Source organism: Fibrella arboris (assembly GCF_041321095.1).
Classification (GTDB): Bacteria; Bacteroidota; Bacteroidia; order Cytophagales; family Spirosomataceae; genus Fibrella; species Fibrella arboris.
In genome coordinates this window covers 484,242-499,713 of record NZ_JBGGWE010000003.1, presented here as the reverse complement: position 1 = coordinate 499,713, position 15,472 = coordinate 484,242, and the positions used below count along the sequence as shown (strand labels likewise).

17 protein-coding genes are annotated in these 15,472 nt (G+C 51.9%); 8 read left to right on the top strand and 9 right to left on the bottom strand.

The features are described 5' to 3' along the window. Positions 1–5 precede the first annotated feature (5 nt). The 6 genes from ACAW75_RS07170 to gcvH form a co-directional block, all read right to left on the bottom strand. Entirely contained in the window at positions 6–374 is a 369-nt protein-coding gene (locus ACAW75_RS07170; RefSeq protein ID WP_370728003.1) for a VanZ family protein, read from the bottom strand. 19 nt (positions 375–393) lie between these two features. After that, positions 394–1,116, bottom strand: coding sequence for a gliding motility-associated ABC transporter permease subunit GldF (gldF, locus tag ACAW75_RS07165; protein ID WP_370728002.1), 723 nt, complete (start codon positions 1,114–1,116; stop codon positions 394–396). Positions 1,117–1,179: 63 nt separating this feature from the next. Further along, entirely contained in the window at positions 1,180–1,701 is a 522-nt protein-coding gene (locus ACAW75_RS07160; protein ID WP_370728001.1) for a DUF4199 domain-containing protein, read from the bottom strand. A gap of 16 nt (positions 1,702–1,717) precedes the next feature. After that, complete coding sequence (locus ACAW75_RS07155; RefSeq protein ID WP_370728000.1) at positions 1,718–2,266, bottom strand: DUF4199 domain-containing protein; 549 nt, start codon at positions 2,264–2,266, stop codon at positions 1,718–1,720. A 28-nt stretch (positions 2,267–2,294) separates the two neighbouring features. After that, the gene (locus tag ACAW75_RS07150; protein ID WP_370727999.1) at positions 2,295–3,599 is read right to left on the bottom strand and encodes a dihydroorotase; all 1,305 of its coding nucleotides are present in this window, start codon (positions 3,597–3,599) and stop codon (positions 2,295–2,297) included. 151 nt (positions 3,600–3,750) lie between these two features. Further along, the gene (gene gcvH / locus ACAW75_RS07145) at positions 3,751–4,134 is read right to left on the bottom strand and encodes a glycine cleavage system protein GcvH (protein WP_370727998.1); all 384 of its coding nucleotides are present in this window, start codon (positions 4,132–4,134) and stop codon (positions 3,751–3,753) included. A gap of 109 nt (positions 4,135–4,243) precedes the next feature. Between gcvH and ACAW75_RS07140 the strand changes: the two genes are divergently transcribed. Both ACAW75_RS07140 and ACAW75_RS07135 read left to right on the top strand, forming a co-directional pair. Next, entirely contained in the window at positions 4,244–5,293 is a 1,050-nt protein-coding gene (locus ACAW75_RS07140) for a quinone-dependent dihydroorotate dehydrogenase (RefSeq protein ID WP_370727997.1), read from the top strand. A gap of 32 nt (positions 5,294–5,325) precedes the next feature. Further along, positions 5,326–5,559, top strand: coding sequence for a hypothetical protein (locus ACAW75_RS07135; RefSeq protein ID WP_370727996.1), 234 nt, complete (start codon positions 5,326–5,328; stop codon positions 5,557–5,559). Here ACAW75_RS07135 and ACAW75_RS07130 read toward each other — a convergent pair. Next, positions 5,552–6,655: a vWA domain-containing protein gene (locus tag ACAW75_RS07130; protein WP_370727995.1), complete on the bottom strand. Its 1,104-nt coding sequence runs from the start codon at positions 6,653–6,655 to the stop codon at positions 5,552–5,554. The genes ACAW75_RS07135 and ACAW75_RS07130 overlap by 8 nt on opposite strands. A gap of 241 nt (positions 6,656–6,896) precedes the next feature. On the opposite strand from ACAW75_RS07130, the gene ACAW75_RS07125 reads away from it, so the two are divergent. The 4 genes from ACAW75_RS07125 (at position 6,897) to rdgB (ending at position 10,670) form a co-directional block, all read left to right on the top strand. Further along, complete coding sequence (locus tag ACAW75_RS07125) at positions 6,897–7,910, top strand: DHH family phosphoesterase (protein ID WP_370727994.1); 1,014 nt, start codon at positions 6,897–6,899, stop codon at positions 7,908–7,910. A gap of 50 nt (positions 7,911–7,960) precedes the next feature. Beyond that, positions 7,961–8,902: an FKBP-type peptidyl-prolyl cis-trans isomerase gene (locus ACAW75_RS07120; protein WP_370727993.1), complete on the top strand. Its 942-nt coding sequence runs from the start codon at positions 7,961–7,963 to the stop codon at positions 8,900–8,902. A gap of 139 nt (positions 8,903–9,041) precedes the next feature. Next, positions 9,042–10,007, top strand: coding sequence for an FKBP-type peptidyl-prolyl cis-trans isomerase (locus ACAW75_RS07115; protein ID WP_370727992.1), 966 nt, complete (start codon positions 9,042–9,044; stop codon positions 10,005–10,007). A gap of 60 nt (positions 10,008–10,067) precedes the next feature. Then, on the top strand, positions 10,068–10,670 hold the full coding sequence (gene rdgB, locus ACAW75_RS07110; protein WP_370727991.1) for an RdgB/HAM1 family non-canonical purine NTP pyrophosphatase: 603 nt from the start codon (positions 10,068–10,070) through the stop codon (positions 10,668–10,670). A gap of 91 nt (positions 10,671–10,761) precedes the next feature. On the opposite strand, the gene ACAW75_RS07105 is transcribed toward rdgB, so the two are convergent. Beyond that, positions 10,762–11,118, bottom strand: coding sequence for a YraN family protein (locus ACAW75_RS07105; protein WP_370727990.1), 357 nt, complete (start codon positions 11,116–11,118; stop codon positions 10,762–10,764). 102 nt (positions 11,119–11,220) lie between these two features. Further along, positions 11,221–12,066 carry a formyltetrahydrofolate deformylase gene (gene purU / locus ACAW75_RS07100; protein WP_370727989.1) on the bottom strand — a complete coding sequence of 282 codons (846 nt, stop codon included), beginning with the start codon at positions 12,064–12,066 and terminating at the stop codon, positions 11,221–11,223. A gap of 179 nt (positions 12,067–12,245) precedes the next feature. On the opposite strand from purU, the gene ACAW75_RS07095 reads away from it, so the two are divergent. Together ACAW75_RS07095 and ACAW75_RS07090 are read left to right on the top strand one after the other, a co-directional pair. Further along, a complete protein-coding gene (locus ACAW75_RS07095) occupies positions 12,246–14,063 on the top strand; it encodes a glycosyltransferase (protein ID WP_370727988.1) in 1,818 nt (605 codons plus the stop codon). Positions 14,064–14,082: 19 nt separating this feature from the next. After that, positions 14,083–15,468, top strand: a complete 1,386-nt coding sequence (locus tag ACAW75_RS07090; protein ID WP_370727987.1) for a DUF2851 family protein — start codon at positions 14,083–14,085, stop codon at positions 15,466–15,468. The last annotated feature ends 4 nt before the right edge of the window (positions 15,469–15,472 follow it).

Here is a 15,472-nt window from a genome sequence, read left to right as displayed (position 1 = left end):
CTGCGTTACGATGGTTGCATCCTGAATGCCCGGAGCAGCGGCTTTGCTACAATAATACCAATGAACAGGCCGAGAACATCGACCCAGAAATCGAACCAGTCGCCAGAGCGGTGGATCTCCGGAATCATCGCCTGGATCAATTCGATGGCTCCTGCATAGACAATCCCTACGAACAGGACCAGCCGGGTCGACCAGCCTGCCAGTCGCCAGAGTATGGCAAAGAGAAAAAAGATAACGGCATGCAGGTACTTGTCGCGGCCGTGGCTCAGGTCGGGCAACTGGCTGCTTGGCCAGAAACAGCCGATGCTGATGGCGATGCTCCAGCCAACAGCGGCTAGCCGAACAAGTGTAGGGTTGAGTAAAAAGCGAAGCATAATATACTGCCGTCAGGATCTAGCGCCGGGCAAGGCGTAATGCGGTCAGGTATAGGAAGAGTGCAGTGAGGCTAATTAGGTAAATGATGTTACGGGTGTCGAGCAACCCACGACCTAGTGCGCTGTATTGCTGATCAAGGCTAAGGTAGTCGAACCAATAGGCCGCGTCGGACGTACCCAGCAGGCCACTCAGTGTACTCAGGCCCGCGAATAGAGCCAGGCAGGCCACTGTGCCAACAATGAAGGCCACTACCTGATTGTCGTTCAGCGACGATGCCCAGAGACCTACGGCCACAAAGACACCAGCCAGCAAGAGTAACCCCATATATGACCCAGCCACCATGGCCGAGTCGATATTGCCCGGTGGGTTGCCAAGCTGGTACAGGCTTACGTAATAAATCAGGGTGGGTAAGAGCGTAAGGGCCACCAGTAACCAGCAGGCACCGAATTTTCCCAACACGACCCCCCAACTGCCAACGGGCTTGGTCAGGAGCCATTCGAGCGTACCACTACGTACCTCATCGGCAATGGCACGCATGGTGATGGCTGGCGCCAGAAACACTAACACATAAGGCGTCAGCGCAAAAAACTGGCCCATATCGGCATAGCCATAGTCGAGCAGATTAGTGCCTGGAAACACCCATAACAGCAGTCCGACCACCGCCAGAAACACGCCCATAATGATGTAGGCGATGGGCGAGGAGAAAAACTGATTTAATTCTTTGCGAAAGATGGCTAACACGAGCGGAGTTACGAGGTACGAAGGACAATGAGCAAGAGCAGCAGGCAGATGGGCAGAACGGCGTTATTCGAAGGGGTTATCCTTTTTACGCCGCATGATGGCCGAGATGATCAGCGAGAAGATCACGCCAATCAAGACTGAGCCCAGAATACCGAAGATGAGCTGCAGGCCCGGACTTTGAAATTTCTGCGATATGTCGAGTGCCTGATCAATCTGCTCGTCGGTCAGGTTACCCTGATCTTCCATTTTTGCCCGAACTTGATTCATGATCTGTTCTCTAACGCTCGGGTCGATGACGGTGGTATACAGCACACTGTAGATAGAGGAAAGCAGCCCAGACACCGCAGACAGGAGCGCACCCAGCCCCACTCCTTCGCCAATGGTCAGATAGCCACCGTTCATGGCGCGAAACTCCCGAATACCTAAGGTGATTCCGATGGCAATAATCACATACACCAGCAGGGTAAGGCTGGTATTGGCCATGCCGCCAATGGTATAGAGCAGCGTCGAATAAATAATCAGGGCTACGGCGGTGATGACTCCCCACTTAAGAGCGAGTTTGGCGGTAGATGGTTTTTCTTCCATGACGGGATCGTGTTTTTTAAGGATTCATAATACTGTAATCCTGCTTGCGAAACAGCAACGAAATAACTAGAATCGGCAGGATACCCAGCAACGTTTTTTTGCCCAACATACTGAGTGGCAATACATCTGGCGTGGTTTTGGCCGTTTGCGCTAACTGGGCTTTATAAGCTTCTTCGCCAAATGTCTTCACGTAGTTGGCCTTATCACTAATCTGAAAATGCTGCAAGTCGCTGATGTAGCGCGTGAATTCGGTTGGGTCGATCAGGGTGATGAAGCCGTAGATAAGCCAGCCTGCCAGCAAAGCACCCACTGTGTTTACGATGTAGCAGATCGTGAGCCCTTCCCACATGTGTAATAAGCCGTTGCCAACTGTGCGGCGGTAATACCAGACGGCAGCCACCATCAGGATGAGATGAATGCCGAAGTCGAAGGGATATTTCTCGTTGACAAACAGGGCTGAAATACCCAACGCGTGCATACCCAGAAAATAGAGGAACACGGCAAGTCCGGCAGCCAGGCCAAACAGCAGGGGAATTTTTAATAAAGGATGATTGAAATAGTTCATTCGTTCAGGGAAGTGGGGCTCCGTTTTATCACGAAGGTAAGTCGAGCGTTGTTCCATTCAGTAGAACAGTACCCAGCACGTTTCCGATCAATGTCTGGCCCAGGAAAGGTGAATTTTTTGCCGGCGAAACCGACCGGCCGAATGTCCACTGGGCAGTTGGGTCGAAACAGGTACACACGGCCGGTTGGCCTTCTTCGATAGTTACGGCTGGTAAGCGCAGTACCCGGCGCGGGCCAACCGTCAGTAGATCGATGAGCGTGCGGAGCGGCAGTCGGCCATTGTTGCTGGTCTGAATAGCTGCAAATACGGTTTCCAGCGAACTGATACCGAATTCCGCTACGTCAAATTCAACGTTTTTGCTCTCTTCATCCTGTGGGTGATGGTCCGACACGATCATGTCGATGGTGCCGTCGGCGAGGCCTTCCCAGAGGGCGTCAACGTCAGCTTGCGACCGAAACGGCGGATTCACTTTCAGGTACGTGTCGAAGCCCGCCAGGTCCGTATCGGTAAATACCAGCTGATGAGCTGCTACGTCGCAACTGACGGGCAAGCCCATTGCTTTGGCCCGCCGGACCAATTGGACCGATTGTGCCGCCGAGAGGCAGGCGAAGTGCAGCACAGGTACCTTGTTGTTGGTAAGGTCTTTTTCCTGCTCCAGTACATAATAAAGCAGTCGCAGGTCTCGCTCGATCATCATCACTTCGGCCATGGCGGGTAGCCCTTTCAGGCCCAGCAACGTGCTCTGTACACCTTCGTGCATCTGCCCGAACTGGGTAAGCAACTGTTCTTCGGCCCGGTTCACCAATAGCCCGTTCATGGGTCTAAGGTATTGCAGTGTCTTCAAGAGCAGATCGGGGTTCTGCAACGGGTGATCACCATCCGAGAAGGCAATGGCTCCGGCCCGGTGCAGGTCGATCATATCGGTGAAGTCGATTCCTTTCGCGCCCTTGGTGATAGCCGCCATTGGGTGCAGGCGGGCAGGTTGCCCGTCGGCCATCCGCCGAACGTACCCAAGCGTGTCTTTTGCATCGACCACAGGACTGGCGTTGGGCAACAGAACTACATCGGTGAAACCACCGGCGGCGGCAGCGCTGGCCAGGTCAGTAAGCGTTTCCCGGTGTTCGTGCCCCGGGTCGTTGGCCGCTGCCCGCCCATCAACCCAGCCTGCCGATAGATGCAGATTTGGTACGTTAACAACCTGTGCCCCAGCCGGAACGGCCAACTCAGTGCCAATCTGACGAATAAGCCCGTTTTCGATGATCAGATCAACGACCTGCTCATGATGGGCAGAGAGAGAATCGACCACGCGGGCCGAGCGAATCAGGAGGTGCATAGGCATAAAAAAGGCTCCATAAACAGACTGTTCGCTGGAGCCGATGAAAAAGGAGTTTACCGTTTGCAAGCTTCTGTTTTCAGTTGCGTTGCCAGCTTCACGCAAGGTTGACAAGCAGCGCAACTGAGAACAGAAGACTGTAAACGGTTATTTATTGTCCAACCAATTCCTGGTAAGCACTGGCCGACAGCAGATCATCGGTATCGGTGCCATCTGTCAGTTTGATGCGAACGATCCAGCCACGGCCATAGGGATCTGTGTTAACCAGTTCCGGGCTTTTTTCGGCTTCATCGTTCATTTCCAGAATTTCGCCAGCCACGGGGATAAACAGATCGGATACCGTTTTAACGGCTTCAACTGACCCGAAAATCTCCCCTTTCGCCAGTGTCTGACCCAGGGTGTTGATGTCTACATAGACGATATCGCCGAGTTCGTGCTGGGCAAAATCAGTGATGCCTACGATGGCTGTACCGTCGGCTTCGAGCCGAATCCATTCGTGATCAGGGGTGTACTGGAGTTCGTCTGGGAACGTCATTAGCGTCTGTATTTATGATGCGCAAAATACGGCACACTACCCCGCAATTGCAAATCAACCAGCCGGTCAGACAGTGACGCACAGACCTCGATCGTGTACCTTTGTAACTATGTACACCCGTATTCTGCTACCTATTCTATTCCGCTTCAACGCCGAGTCTGTTCACTACTTCGCTATGTCGGTGCTGCAGCTGGCTCATCGAATTCCAGGCTTGCCTGGCCTGCTGCGCTGGTTATTCATTTACCGACACCCAAGCCTGGAACGAACTGTTTTCGGCTTGTCTTTTCCGAACCCGGTTGGCCTGGCGGCGGGTTTCGATAAAAACGGCGAATGGGTGCATGAGCTCAGTAGTCTAGGCTTTGGCTTTATCGAGATCGGAACGGTAACCCCCCGGCCGCAGCCAGGTAACGAGAAACCCCGCCTGTTCAGGCTCAAAGCAGATAAAGGGCTTATCAATCGGATGGGTTTCAACAATAAAGGCTCGGGGCCAGCGGCCGGTCGGCTTCATCATTACCGGCAGGGTGCAGGCACATCGCGCATGCTGATCGGAGGAAACATAGGTAAGAATAAAGTTACCGCCAACGAATCGGCCCTGGATGACTACCTGCTTTGCTTCCGTGACCTGTTCCACGACGTCGACTATTTCGTGGTCAATGTGTCATCGCCAAATACGCCAGGCCTACGTGATTTGCAGGAAAAAGGTCCGCTGACCGCTATTCTGGGTCGTTTGCAGGGGGAGAATGCTCTGAAGAACAAGCCGAAGCCAATTCTGCTCAAAATAGCCCCTGATCTGACTGATAGCCAGCTCGATGACATTATCGAGATTGTGCAGGAAACGGGCATTGCCGGGGTAATTGCCACCAATACGACGATCAGCCGGGAGGGGTTGATGACACCCGAGGCTGCCGTTACCAAGATGGGAGCTGGCGGTGTCAGTGGTAAGCCTGTTCAGGTACGTTCAACAGAGGTGATTCGGTACCTGCACACAAAATCGAACGGAGCCTTCCCGATTATTGGCGTTGGCGGCATACAAACCGCCGCCGATGCGCAGGAAAAACTCGACGCCGGGGCCAGCCTCGTTCAGGTATACACTGGATTCATTTACGAAGGTCCCGCTCTCGCCAGCAAAATCTGCCGGGGCTTGGTGAAGCAGCAGTAGCACCGAAGCGCCAGCTTCGGTACTACGCTTTAATGAGCACAATCTGCCCAGCCAACACCGACGACCAGGACGCCATTCGGGCCCTTATTGAACCGGTGATCAAAATGGGGGATACATACATCTATGCGCCTGACTCGACGCGTGCGCAACGGCTGGCCATCTGGTCTATGCCCGGCCAGTTCACTTATGTGGCCGAACTGGTAGGTACGTTCTATCAGCCGGGGCAAGGAGCCTACGTAGCCAGGCTTAGTTCAAAACTCACTTAATATTCTTCCGGCGGTTTCGCTGAAAGTCTTCAAACATCATATTGCCCAGTCCCTGTAAACCGCTGTAATAAGCACGGCCGTTGTTCACTTTTGTGAATTCCTGCACGAATTGTTTCAGGTACGTATCGGTAGCGATCATGAAGGTCGTTACCGGAATATCGAGGCGGCGACACTGAGCGGCCAGCGTCAGGGTTTTGCTAACGACCTTACGGTCGAGACCAAACGAGTTTTTATAATACCGAATCCCTTCTTTCAGACAGGTAGGTTTCCCATCGGTGATCATAAAAATCTGCTTGTTCTTGTTCTTCCGGCGGCGCAGTAAGTCCATTGCCAGTTCCAGACCCGCTACCGTATTGGTGTGGTAAGGCCCTACTTCCAGATACGGCAAATCTTTAGCCTGAATTTGCCAGGCGTCGTTCCCAAACACCACAATGTCTAGCGTATCTTTGGGGTACTTCTGCTTCACCAGCTCTACAAGCGCCAGCGCTACTTTCTTGGCAGGAGTGATCCGGTCTTCGCCATACAGAATCATCGAGTGACTGATATCGATCATCAACACCGTGCTAGTCTGCGTCTTCTGCTCTTTCTCAGTTACTTCCAGATCACGTTCCATCAGCGTGAAGTCATCGACACCGCTGTTGATCTGCGCATTCTTGATCGACTCGGTCATTGAAATCTGTTCCAGCGTATCGCCAAACTGGTAGGTCCGTAGATCGCTGCTCAGTTCATCGCCCGAACCGGTAAAGGGTGTTTTGTGATTACCACCCGATTTAGACCGCTTCAGTTTTCCGAAAATCTCATCGAGGGCCGACCGACGGATGGTTTGCTCCGTTTTGGGCGTGATCGAAATCTTTCCTTCCTGATTTTCCTCCGTCAGGTAGCCTTTTTCTTTCAACTCGTCAAAGAAATTACCCATGCCGTATTTGTCATCGGTAAGGTTGTACTGACGGTCAAGTTGGTTCATCCAGGCCATCGCCTGCTCAACATCGCCTGACGTGATGAGCAGTAGTTGCTGAAAAATATTGAGCAACTGATCGAATTTACTACCCCCATTCTGCTCGGGTGGTACAAATTCAGAGAAATTAAAGCCTTTCATGGAAATGAGTTTACAGTTTACGGTTTACTGTCTTCAGTTGCGCTGCTGGTTTATGAGTACATACCTGAGCAGCGCAACAGAAGACAGTAAACCGTAAACTGTAAACATCTTTCTTTGTCCCTTTTGTTCGGCTCCGGCATGTTTAGCAAATTATTCGTAATTTCGCCATTCGTTTTTCCGATTTGTCGACAGGGGGCTGCTCTGTTCTTTCCGTTAACGGCGCGCTGCTCCGTTAGACAATATGCATGATATTGAGGCCATTGGCGATTTGCTGCGGCACCCCCATCGTATTCTGATTACCACCCATCAAAACCCCGATGCCGACGCTATGGGGTCGTCGCTGGGGCTGGCGGGCTATTTACAGCAAAAAGGACATGCTGTAACGGTCGTTACACCTACCGACTACCCGCATAACCTGGCCTGGATGCCCGGGAATGATCAGGTGGTAGCGTATGACGGTAAAAACCGGACGCTTGTTGAAGGGCTGATGGCAGAGGCCGATACTATTTTCTGCCTCGACTTTTCAGGGCTCGACCGCATCCGTGATCTAGGGCCGATGGTCCGTATGGCCCGCGCCCGTAAGGTAATGATCGACCATCACCTGGAACCCGAATCGTTTGCTGATCTGGCCTACTGGGACCCCACGGCAGCCTCGACAACCCAACTTATTTTTAAGCTGATCGATCAGCTTGGCGAGGGAAACCTGATCAATGCTGATGTGGCGGCTTGCCTGTATGCCGGCCTTATGACCGATACGGGCTCGTTCCGGCACCCGAGCACGACGCCAGAAGTACACCAGATTGCCGCTCAACTGCTGGAACGGGGTATTGATGTGAGCAGCATTCACCGCCGCATTTTCGATGGCGTATCCATTGATAAGCTCCGGCTGCTTGGGTACGTTCTGAATGAAAAACTGCGCGTGTTACCCGAATACAATTTTGCCTATATCACGCTGACTGCCGACGAACTACGGCGATATCGCTCTAAAACCGGGGATACCGAAGGATTGGTCAATTATGCGCTCTCCGTTGAGGGGGTAACGGCTGCAGCCATACTCATTGATCGGGTCGATGAGATTCGCTTGTCTTTCCGGTCGGTCGGCGATTTTTCGGTACGTGATCTGGTGAGTACGCATTTCAACGGTGGTGGCCATAAAAACGCTGCCGGGGGGCGTATGAAACTGTCGCTGGCCGAAACAGAGCAAAAACTGCTGGCTGTTTTACCCGATTACCAAGAAAAACTTGTTGCTGTTTAACTCGCTTGAAAACAGCTAAACCTAACACATTCAACAGAATATAGTTTAACATGCAGATTAAGACGCTTACCAAAGCAACCTTGCTGGCAGCCGTGATGATGGCCTGTGGCAAAGACCGTGTGCAGACTACCGAGACGGGTCTGAAATACCAGATGCACGAGCAAATTGAAGGCGCTCGTAAGTCCAAAGTCGGTGATATACTGACGCTTCATCTGGCCCTCAAAAACGCGAAAGACTCCGTAATTCGGGATACGCACAAAGAAGGGGTACCTCTTCAGTTGATGCTACAGGTGCCTCCATTCAAAGGCTCGTTTGAAGAAGGATTGGCGATGTTGGGCAAAGGCGACAGCGCAACGTTCTACGTTAAAGCCGATTCGCTGTTCACGCGGGCCGGCCAGCCGTTTCCTCCGGGTATCACTAAAGGGTCTGACATTGTGTTCAACGTGAAACTGCTGAACGTACAGAACGAACAGGAATTCCAGAAAGCACAGACTGAAAGCCGTGATAAGCAAAAAGCCATCGACGATAAAATCCTGACCGACTACCTGGCTAAAAATGGCCTGGCTGGTAAGGCGCAGAAAACAGCCAATGGTGTGTATTATGTCATTAATCAGGCTGGCACTGGCGTTAAACCAAACAAAGGCGACAACGTGCAGGTGCAGTACACTGGCAAACTGCTGAATGGTAAAGTGTTCGATAGCTCGCTGACCAACCAGCAAAGTGGCGGTAAACCCATTCAGTTTCAGGTGGGCGTGGGTATGATTATTCCCGGTTGGGAAGAAGGCATCATGCAGTTTGCCAAAGGCACCAAAGGCACGTTGTTTATTCCATCGGGCATGGCCTATGGGCTGCAAGGTGCCCCACCGACTATCCCGGCAAATTCGCCCCTTATCTTCGATATTGAGTTGGTGGATGTAAGCAAAGGGCAGCCGCAACAAATGCCTCAAATGCCTGGCGGGCAGCCACAAGGCCAGCCTCAGGGTGGCCGTTAAGAAAAATTAACGAGCAGGCGGGTGGCTAATCGGTCACCCGCCGCCGTTATAAAAGGAAGCTAGTCAAACGTTTCAGGCAACTTTCGGGTCATTAGGCTTCTAGGTATTTTAACGTATTACAACCGACGGGTAACGTATTATGCGTAACGTATTTGAACGATATTTTCTGCTGGCTGCATGCCTTGTGTGTGGTGTATGGTTGACGGGTTGCCAGGAAACCGGCGAAACGCTTGCCGATCGCAAGCAACGCGAAAACGACGCAGAGATTCTGCAATATATTACGGCCCAAAAGGTGCAAGCTACCCAATTGGGCACTACAGGAGCTTACTACGTGAAAATGCTATCGGCGCCAACCAACCAGTCGGCCCAGGTTGGTGACGAAGTACGTTTCTACGTTATGTCGAGCCGGCTCGATGGGACCATCCTCGATAGTACAGATGGTGTGCATCCAGCTACCTATACCTATGGCACCAATCCGGTTCGATCGGGGGCGTTGCTCTATGGGTCGTACCTGTACAATACGGTAACCAACGGCATATTCCTGGGCTTGACAGTAGCCAGGGAAGGCGAGAAAGTAGCTGTGTTGGTACCGTCTTCGCTCGATGCGGGTCGCCAGGGAACATTATTACTCCCTCAGTATTCACCGATCCGTTATGATATTCGGGTTGTATCGATCCGAACCGAAGAGGAACAGATTGTCGACTACATCAATGCCAATAAACTGGTAGTTAGCGATACGCTGGGCGGGGGAATCCGAATTGTCAAGATCAGGGCTAATCCCGATTCGGCGTTGATCAAAGTAGGCGAAACGGCCTCTATTCAGTATACCGGTAAGCTACTGGACGGCACCGTATTCGATACCAACGTACCTACTGCCGCTGCCATTGCCAGTGATCCAACCAGTGCCACGGTAGGTTATGCGGTAACGGTTGGTCAGTCATCGGTCATTTCTGGCTGGACACTGGCGTTGCAGAAAGTGCGGCGTGGTGAAAAGTTTTTCCTGATCATTCCGTCGTGGCAGGCCTACGGGGCCACAGGCTCTGGAACAATCATTACGCCATATAAACCGCTGGTTTTTGAAATGGACGTTCTTCGGGTAAATTAAGCGAATCACTCTATTTTTGTGGAGCCGTTGGGTACGTACCCAACGGCTTTTTTTATCGCTATGGACCTCTGCTTTGCCACCAATAATGCCCACAAGTTAGACGAGGTTACTGCTGCGCTGGGTAATGCGTTTCCGTTGCGTACGCTGCACGAGATAGGCTGCACAGACGAACTGCCTGAAACAACGGGGACGATTCCGGGAAACTCCCGCCAGAAAGCCAGGTACGTCTTCGACCACTTCGGCGTGGCCTGCTTTGCCGACGATACGGGCCTTGAAGTAGACGCATTGAATGGGGAACCCGGCGTTGATTCTGCCTACTACGCCGGTGAACCCCGCGACAATGAACGCAACAAAGCGTTGCTGCTTAAAAATATGGATGGGGAAACCAACCGGCGAGCGCAGTTCCGGTCAGTGTTCACGTTGGTCTATCGCACCGGTACCGGCGAAGTGGCCGAATATCAGTTTGAAGGTATTGTAACCGGAACGATCCTGACCGACGCACGCGGCGAAGGTGGTTTTGGCTACGACCCGCTTTTTTTGCCCGACGGGTATACGCAGACGTTCGGTGAACTACCCTTATCAGAGAAAAACAAGATCAGCCACCGCGCCAGAGCATTAGCGGGATTGGTGGCGTTTTTAAGTTCGATAAGAAAAATTGATTAAACGCAGAGACACAGAGGTTTCACAGAGACAACAAAGTTGTTATTTATTACTCTCTTCGTGTTCTCTGTGAAACCTCTGTGTTTAACCAATTTCAGCAGAACGCATCTTCGATGTGCCTGATCTTCACTTCGCCGCTGGGTGTGATGCGTATGGCTACCACGTCGAACCGGATGTCGTGCTGCCAGTCGCGGGCGTAGATATAATGATCGGCCGCGCGCATGACCAGATTAGCCTTCGTAAAGGTGACGAAGGTCTCGGGCTCACCAAAACTCACATTCGACCGGGTTTTTACTTCCACAAACACAACCATCTTACCCTTCTGAACAATCAGGTCAATTTCGGCATGCTGATGCCGATAATTCGTTTCCAGAATTTGATAGCCCTTATCCTGCAAATACTGCCTAGCGGCAGCTTCCCCCTGTTTTCCCGTATCGTTGTGTTGGGCCATAAAAAGGCGTCTACTGTTTTCAGTTTACTGTTTACAGTTGCGCTGCTAAGGCTCAAGTGGCTGAATTAGCAGCGCAACTGTAAACAGCAAACAGTAAACTGATTAAAGGATGATCGTTCGGTTCTGATGGATGAAAACGTGGTCGTTGAAGACGAGTTTCAGGGCTTGAGACAGCACAATCTTTTCCACGTCACGGCCCATCGTGCTCATATCGGTGGCAGTGTGGCGGTGATCTACTTCCTGCGTGTTCTGGGCAATAATTGGACCTTCATCGAGGTCGTTGTTGACGAAATGGGCCGTGGCACCAATAATTTTTACGCCCCGTTCATATGCCTGCCGGTAGGGATTGGCCCCCACAAAAGCGGGCAGAAAAGAGTGGTGAATGTTTACGATCCGATTGGCGTAGGAGCTGACAAAGCCGGGAGTCAACACGCGCATATATTTGGCCAGCACCAGGTAGTCGGGCTGGTAGATCGACAGCGTTCGTTGAACAGCTTCTTCATGTTCCTCGCGGGTTTTGTTCTCGTGCGAAACATAATGAAACGGAATGCCAAATTTGCTGACCAGCGGCTGTAGCGTTGTGTAGTTGCTGATCACAGCCAGAATATTGGCGTCTAACTCATCGAAACTATACCGGATCAGTAGCTCGCCCAGGCAGTGGTGTTCTTTGGTAACAAAAACGACGATGTTCTTTTTGGCTTTCGGGTTGAGCCGTAAGGTCACGCCAGTGGGCAAAATGCCGGTTAACTCATCGAGAACGGCCTGACCGTCAAGGTTATTCTGTACCTCTTCTGACTCAAACTCGGTGCGCATGAAAAAACGTCCGTCGGGACTTACATATTCGTCATTTCGAATAATATTGAGCCCATGACGAAACAATACACTCGTGACATGGTAAATAAGTCCTGGCCCATCGGGGCCATCCATTAGCAAAATATGTTTGGTCATGCTTTATAAGACCTAGATGGTCTAACAGAATACATTAGCAGCTGCTTCTTACAGGAGGCAAAGGTGGTAAGTTAGCCAGTTTACAGTAAAACTTACAGCTACACCGATTTTCATACCCGGAAACCGCTTACTTAGCGGTCAATTTAATTCACTGACAAAACCACACATCCTAACCCGCCGTGGAACGATTAGGCTCAACGTCAAAACGCAAACTCCTGCTCGAGGTCGCCTGGGAAGTTTGTAATCAGGTCGGCGGTATCTATACCGTTATCCGGTCGAAGGTACCTGCTATGGTCGAAAAATGGGATGATAACTACGTCCTGTTAGGGCCTTATTTTGCGCAGAAAGCCGCTGCCGAATACGAACCCATCACCGAACCTGATGAAACTGAGATTGGGCAGACCGTGCGCAAAATGCGCCAGATGGGTTACGACGTCGAATACGGCTACTGGCTGGTAACGGGTCGTCCCCGCGTGGTCCTGTTCAATTTCCAGAACCTGATGAGCAACCTTGACGGGCTTAAAGGTGGCCTTTGGGAACGGTACCAACTGCCGACGCTGGGTGTCGAAGAACTGGTTGACCAGACGCTGGCGTTCGGCGAGATGGTCCGGGTATTCATTAAACTCCTGGCCGACGATCATACTCGACGAATTGATCTGGCCGCTCATTTCCATGAGTGGATGGCAGCGTCTGGGCTGCCCGACCTGCGCCGTGAAAACGTTCGGGTGGCTACTACCTTTACGACTCACGCCACCATGTTGGGGCGGTATCTGGCCCAGAACGAAGAAGGATTTTATGCCCGGCTGAGTTCGTTTAACTGGCAGAAAGAGGCGCGTCATTATGGAATCGAAGCCCAGGCGACGATTGAGCGACTGGCTGCCCTGCAAAGCCATGTTTTCACCACCGTCAGCGACGTAACAGCGCGGGAATGTGAGGTATTCCTAGGCCGAAATCCTGACCTGGTGCTGCCCAATGGCCTGAACGTGACCCGGTTTGCGGCGGCCCATGAGTTTCAGAACCTACACGTGAAGTTTAAAGAAAGAATCCATGAATTTGTGATGGGTCATTTCTTCCAGAACTATTCGTTCGATCTCGACAAAACGCTTTATTTCTTCACGTCGGGCCGGTTCGAGTTCACAAACAAGGGGTATGATCTGACACTGGAAGCGCTTGCCCGGCTGAACTGGCGCATGCGCGAAGCCAACATGGATACCACCGTGGTGATGTTTATGGTGACCAAGCAGCCCTACCGGTCCATCAACCCCGAAGTGCTGCACACCCGCGCCCTGCTCGACGAAATTCGCGAAACCAGCCAGGCTATTGAAAAGCAGGTAGGCGAACGGTTATTTCTGGCCTCGGCTTCCGGACAAAGCAATAACCTGCCCGATCTTAACAAGTTCGTCGACGAATATTGGCGGCTCCGGCTCCGACGGACCATCCAAAGCTGGAAAACCAAACAGTTGCCCCGCTTCGTTACGCACGACCTATTACAGGAAGACGATATGACGCGGTTTATTCGGCAGGCCAACCTGGTGAATAATGAATATGACCGGGTGAAGATCGTCTACCATCCCGATTTTATTGCCTCGACAAATCCGCTGTTTGGTCTCGATTACAGCCAGTTTGTACGCGGCTGCCATCTGGGTGTATTCCCAAGCTATTATGAACCCTGGGGATATACACCACTCGAATGCGTGGTGAGGGGCATCCCAACCGTAACGAGCGATCAGTCGGGGTTTGGTGATTTTATCATGCAGATCATGCGCGACTACGAAAATCGTGGTATCTACGTGGTGAACCGACGTACCCAGAGTTTCAACGAAGCCGCCGACCAGCTTGCCGACATCCTTTTCCGGTTTGTACGCATGAGTATGCGCGACCGGATTCAGCAACGAAACCGGGTCGAAAGCATTTCCGATGTCTTTGACTGGACAAACCTGCGGTCCTATTATGATACCGCGCATGACTTATCGCTGAAGCGCTGGAAACCAGCCTAAGCCCTCTTTGCCTCTTGCCTTGTCTCTTCTCGTACGGAAAGAGGCAGGGCAATCTCGACGTTATTTTCTGGAACTTATTTATAACCAGTTAACTACGTTGATGGCAGCTACCGATTTCACCGTTCAGGAAGCGTTTCTTTACTTCATCTGGCAATTTCAATACGTAGCCAACGAAAAGTTGATTACTACAACCGGTGAACCGGTTGAGGTGATCCATCCTGGTATCAGAAATCATAATGCAGGTCCTGATTTTCTGAATGCCCGTCTTCGCATTGCTGGCGTCGAATGGGTAGGGACGGTTGAAGCCCACGTAAAAACGTCTGATTGGCTGCTCCATTTCCATCAGCACGACCCCGCCTACGATAATGTCATTTTGCACATTGTCTGGCAACATGATGCCCCCGTATCTCGTCCCGATGGTAGCCTGTTACCTACACTTGAGCTCGCGCCCTATACGCCGGGTACGTTGCTGACTAGGTATGAGGCATTGAGCCGGGGAACAGACGTTATCCCCTGCGCCGGGCAGTTCAGGATGGTGAAGCCGCTACGCCAAACCGCCATGCTCGATACTGCCCTGATGCAACGCCTGGAGCGGAAAGCTGATGCCGTAAAGTCCGTATACGAAGCAACCAATCAGGATTGGGAAGAAACTACTTATCGGCTGCTGGCAACGTACCTGGGCTCAAAAGTGAATGCCGACCCAATGGATCAACTCGCCCGGGCGGTGCCCGTGAAATTATTACAAAAGCACAGGGATAATCTTCTTCAACTTGAAGCCCTGTTGTTTGGCACCGCTGGCTTATTGCCTGAAGCTGACAGCCAGGACGGTGGGTATGTAGCTACGTTACGGAGAGAATACCAGTTTCTGGCTGTAAAATATGCTCTTACTGACAGGCAATTACCAGCCCACATCTGGAAATGGGGACGGCTTCGTCCTGCTGGTTTCCCCACAATGCGCCTCGCTCAGTTGGCGCGCTTGGTTCAGGAGAACGGCAGCTTATTTTCGACGCTCACAGGAACCGCCCATGCCGAAGCCCTCATTCAGTCGCTCCGCATTACACCTTCCTTGTATTGGCAGACACATTACCGGTTTGGTAACGAAGCCAACAAAGTGTCGGCATCTCTGGGAGAGATGACCATCGAAGCGTTGCTCATCAACACGGCTGTTCCGCTGCTGGCTGCATACGCCAAGTACAAAGACGTACCTGATCTGCTCGACCGGGCCATGACACTTCTGGAACAGCTACCCGCTGAAGACAATCAACTAACCAGACGTTGGGATAGCATAGGGCTGAGCGTTCGCAATGCCTTTGATTCGCAGGGGGCTATTGAACTGCACAACGAATTTTGCCTGCCCAGGCGGTGTCTAAGTTGCCAAATCGGCATTGCGCTGGTCAGGAGCTGATGTG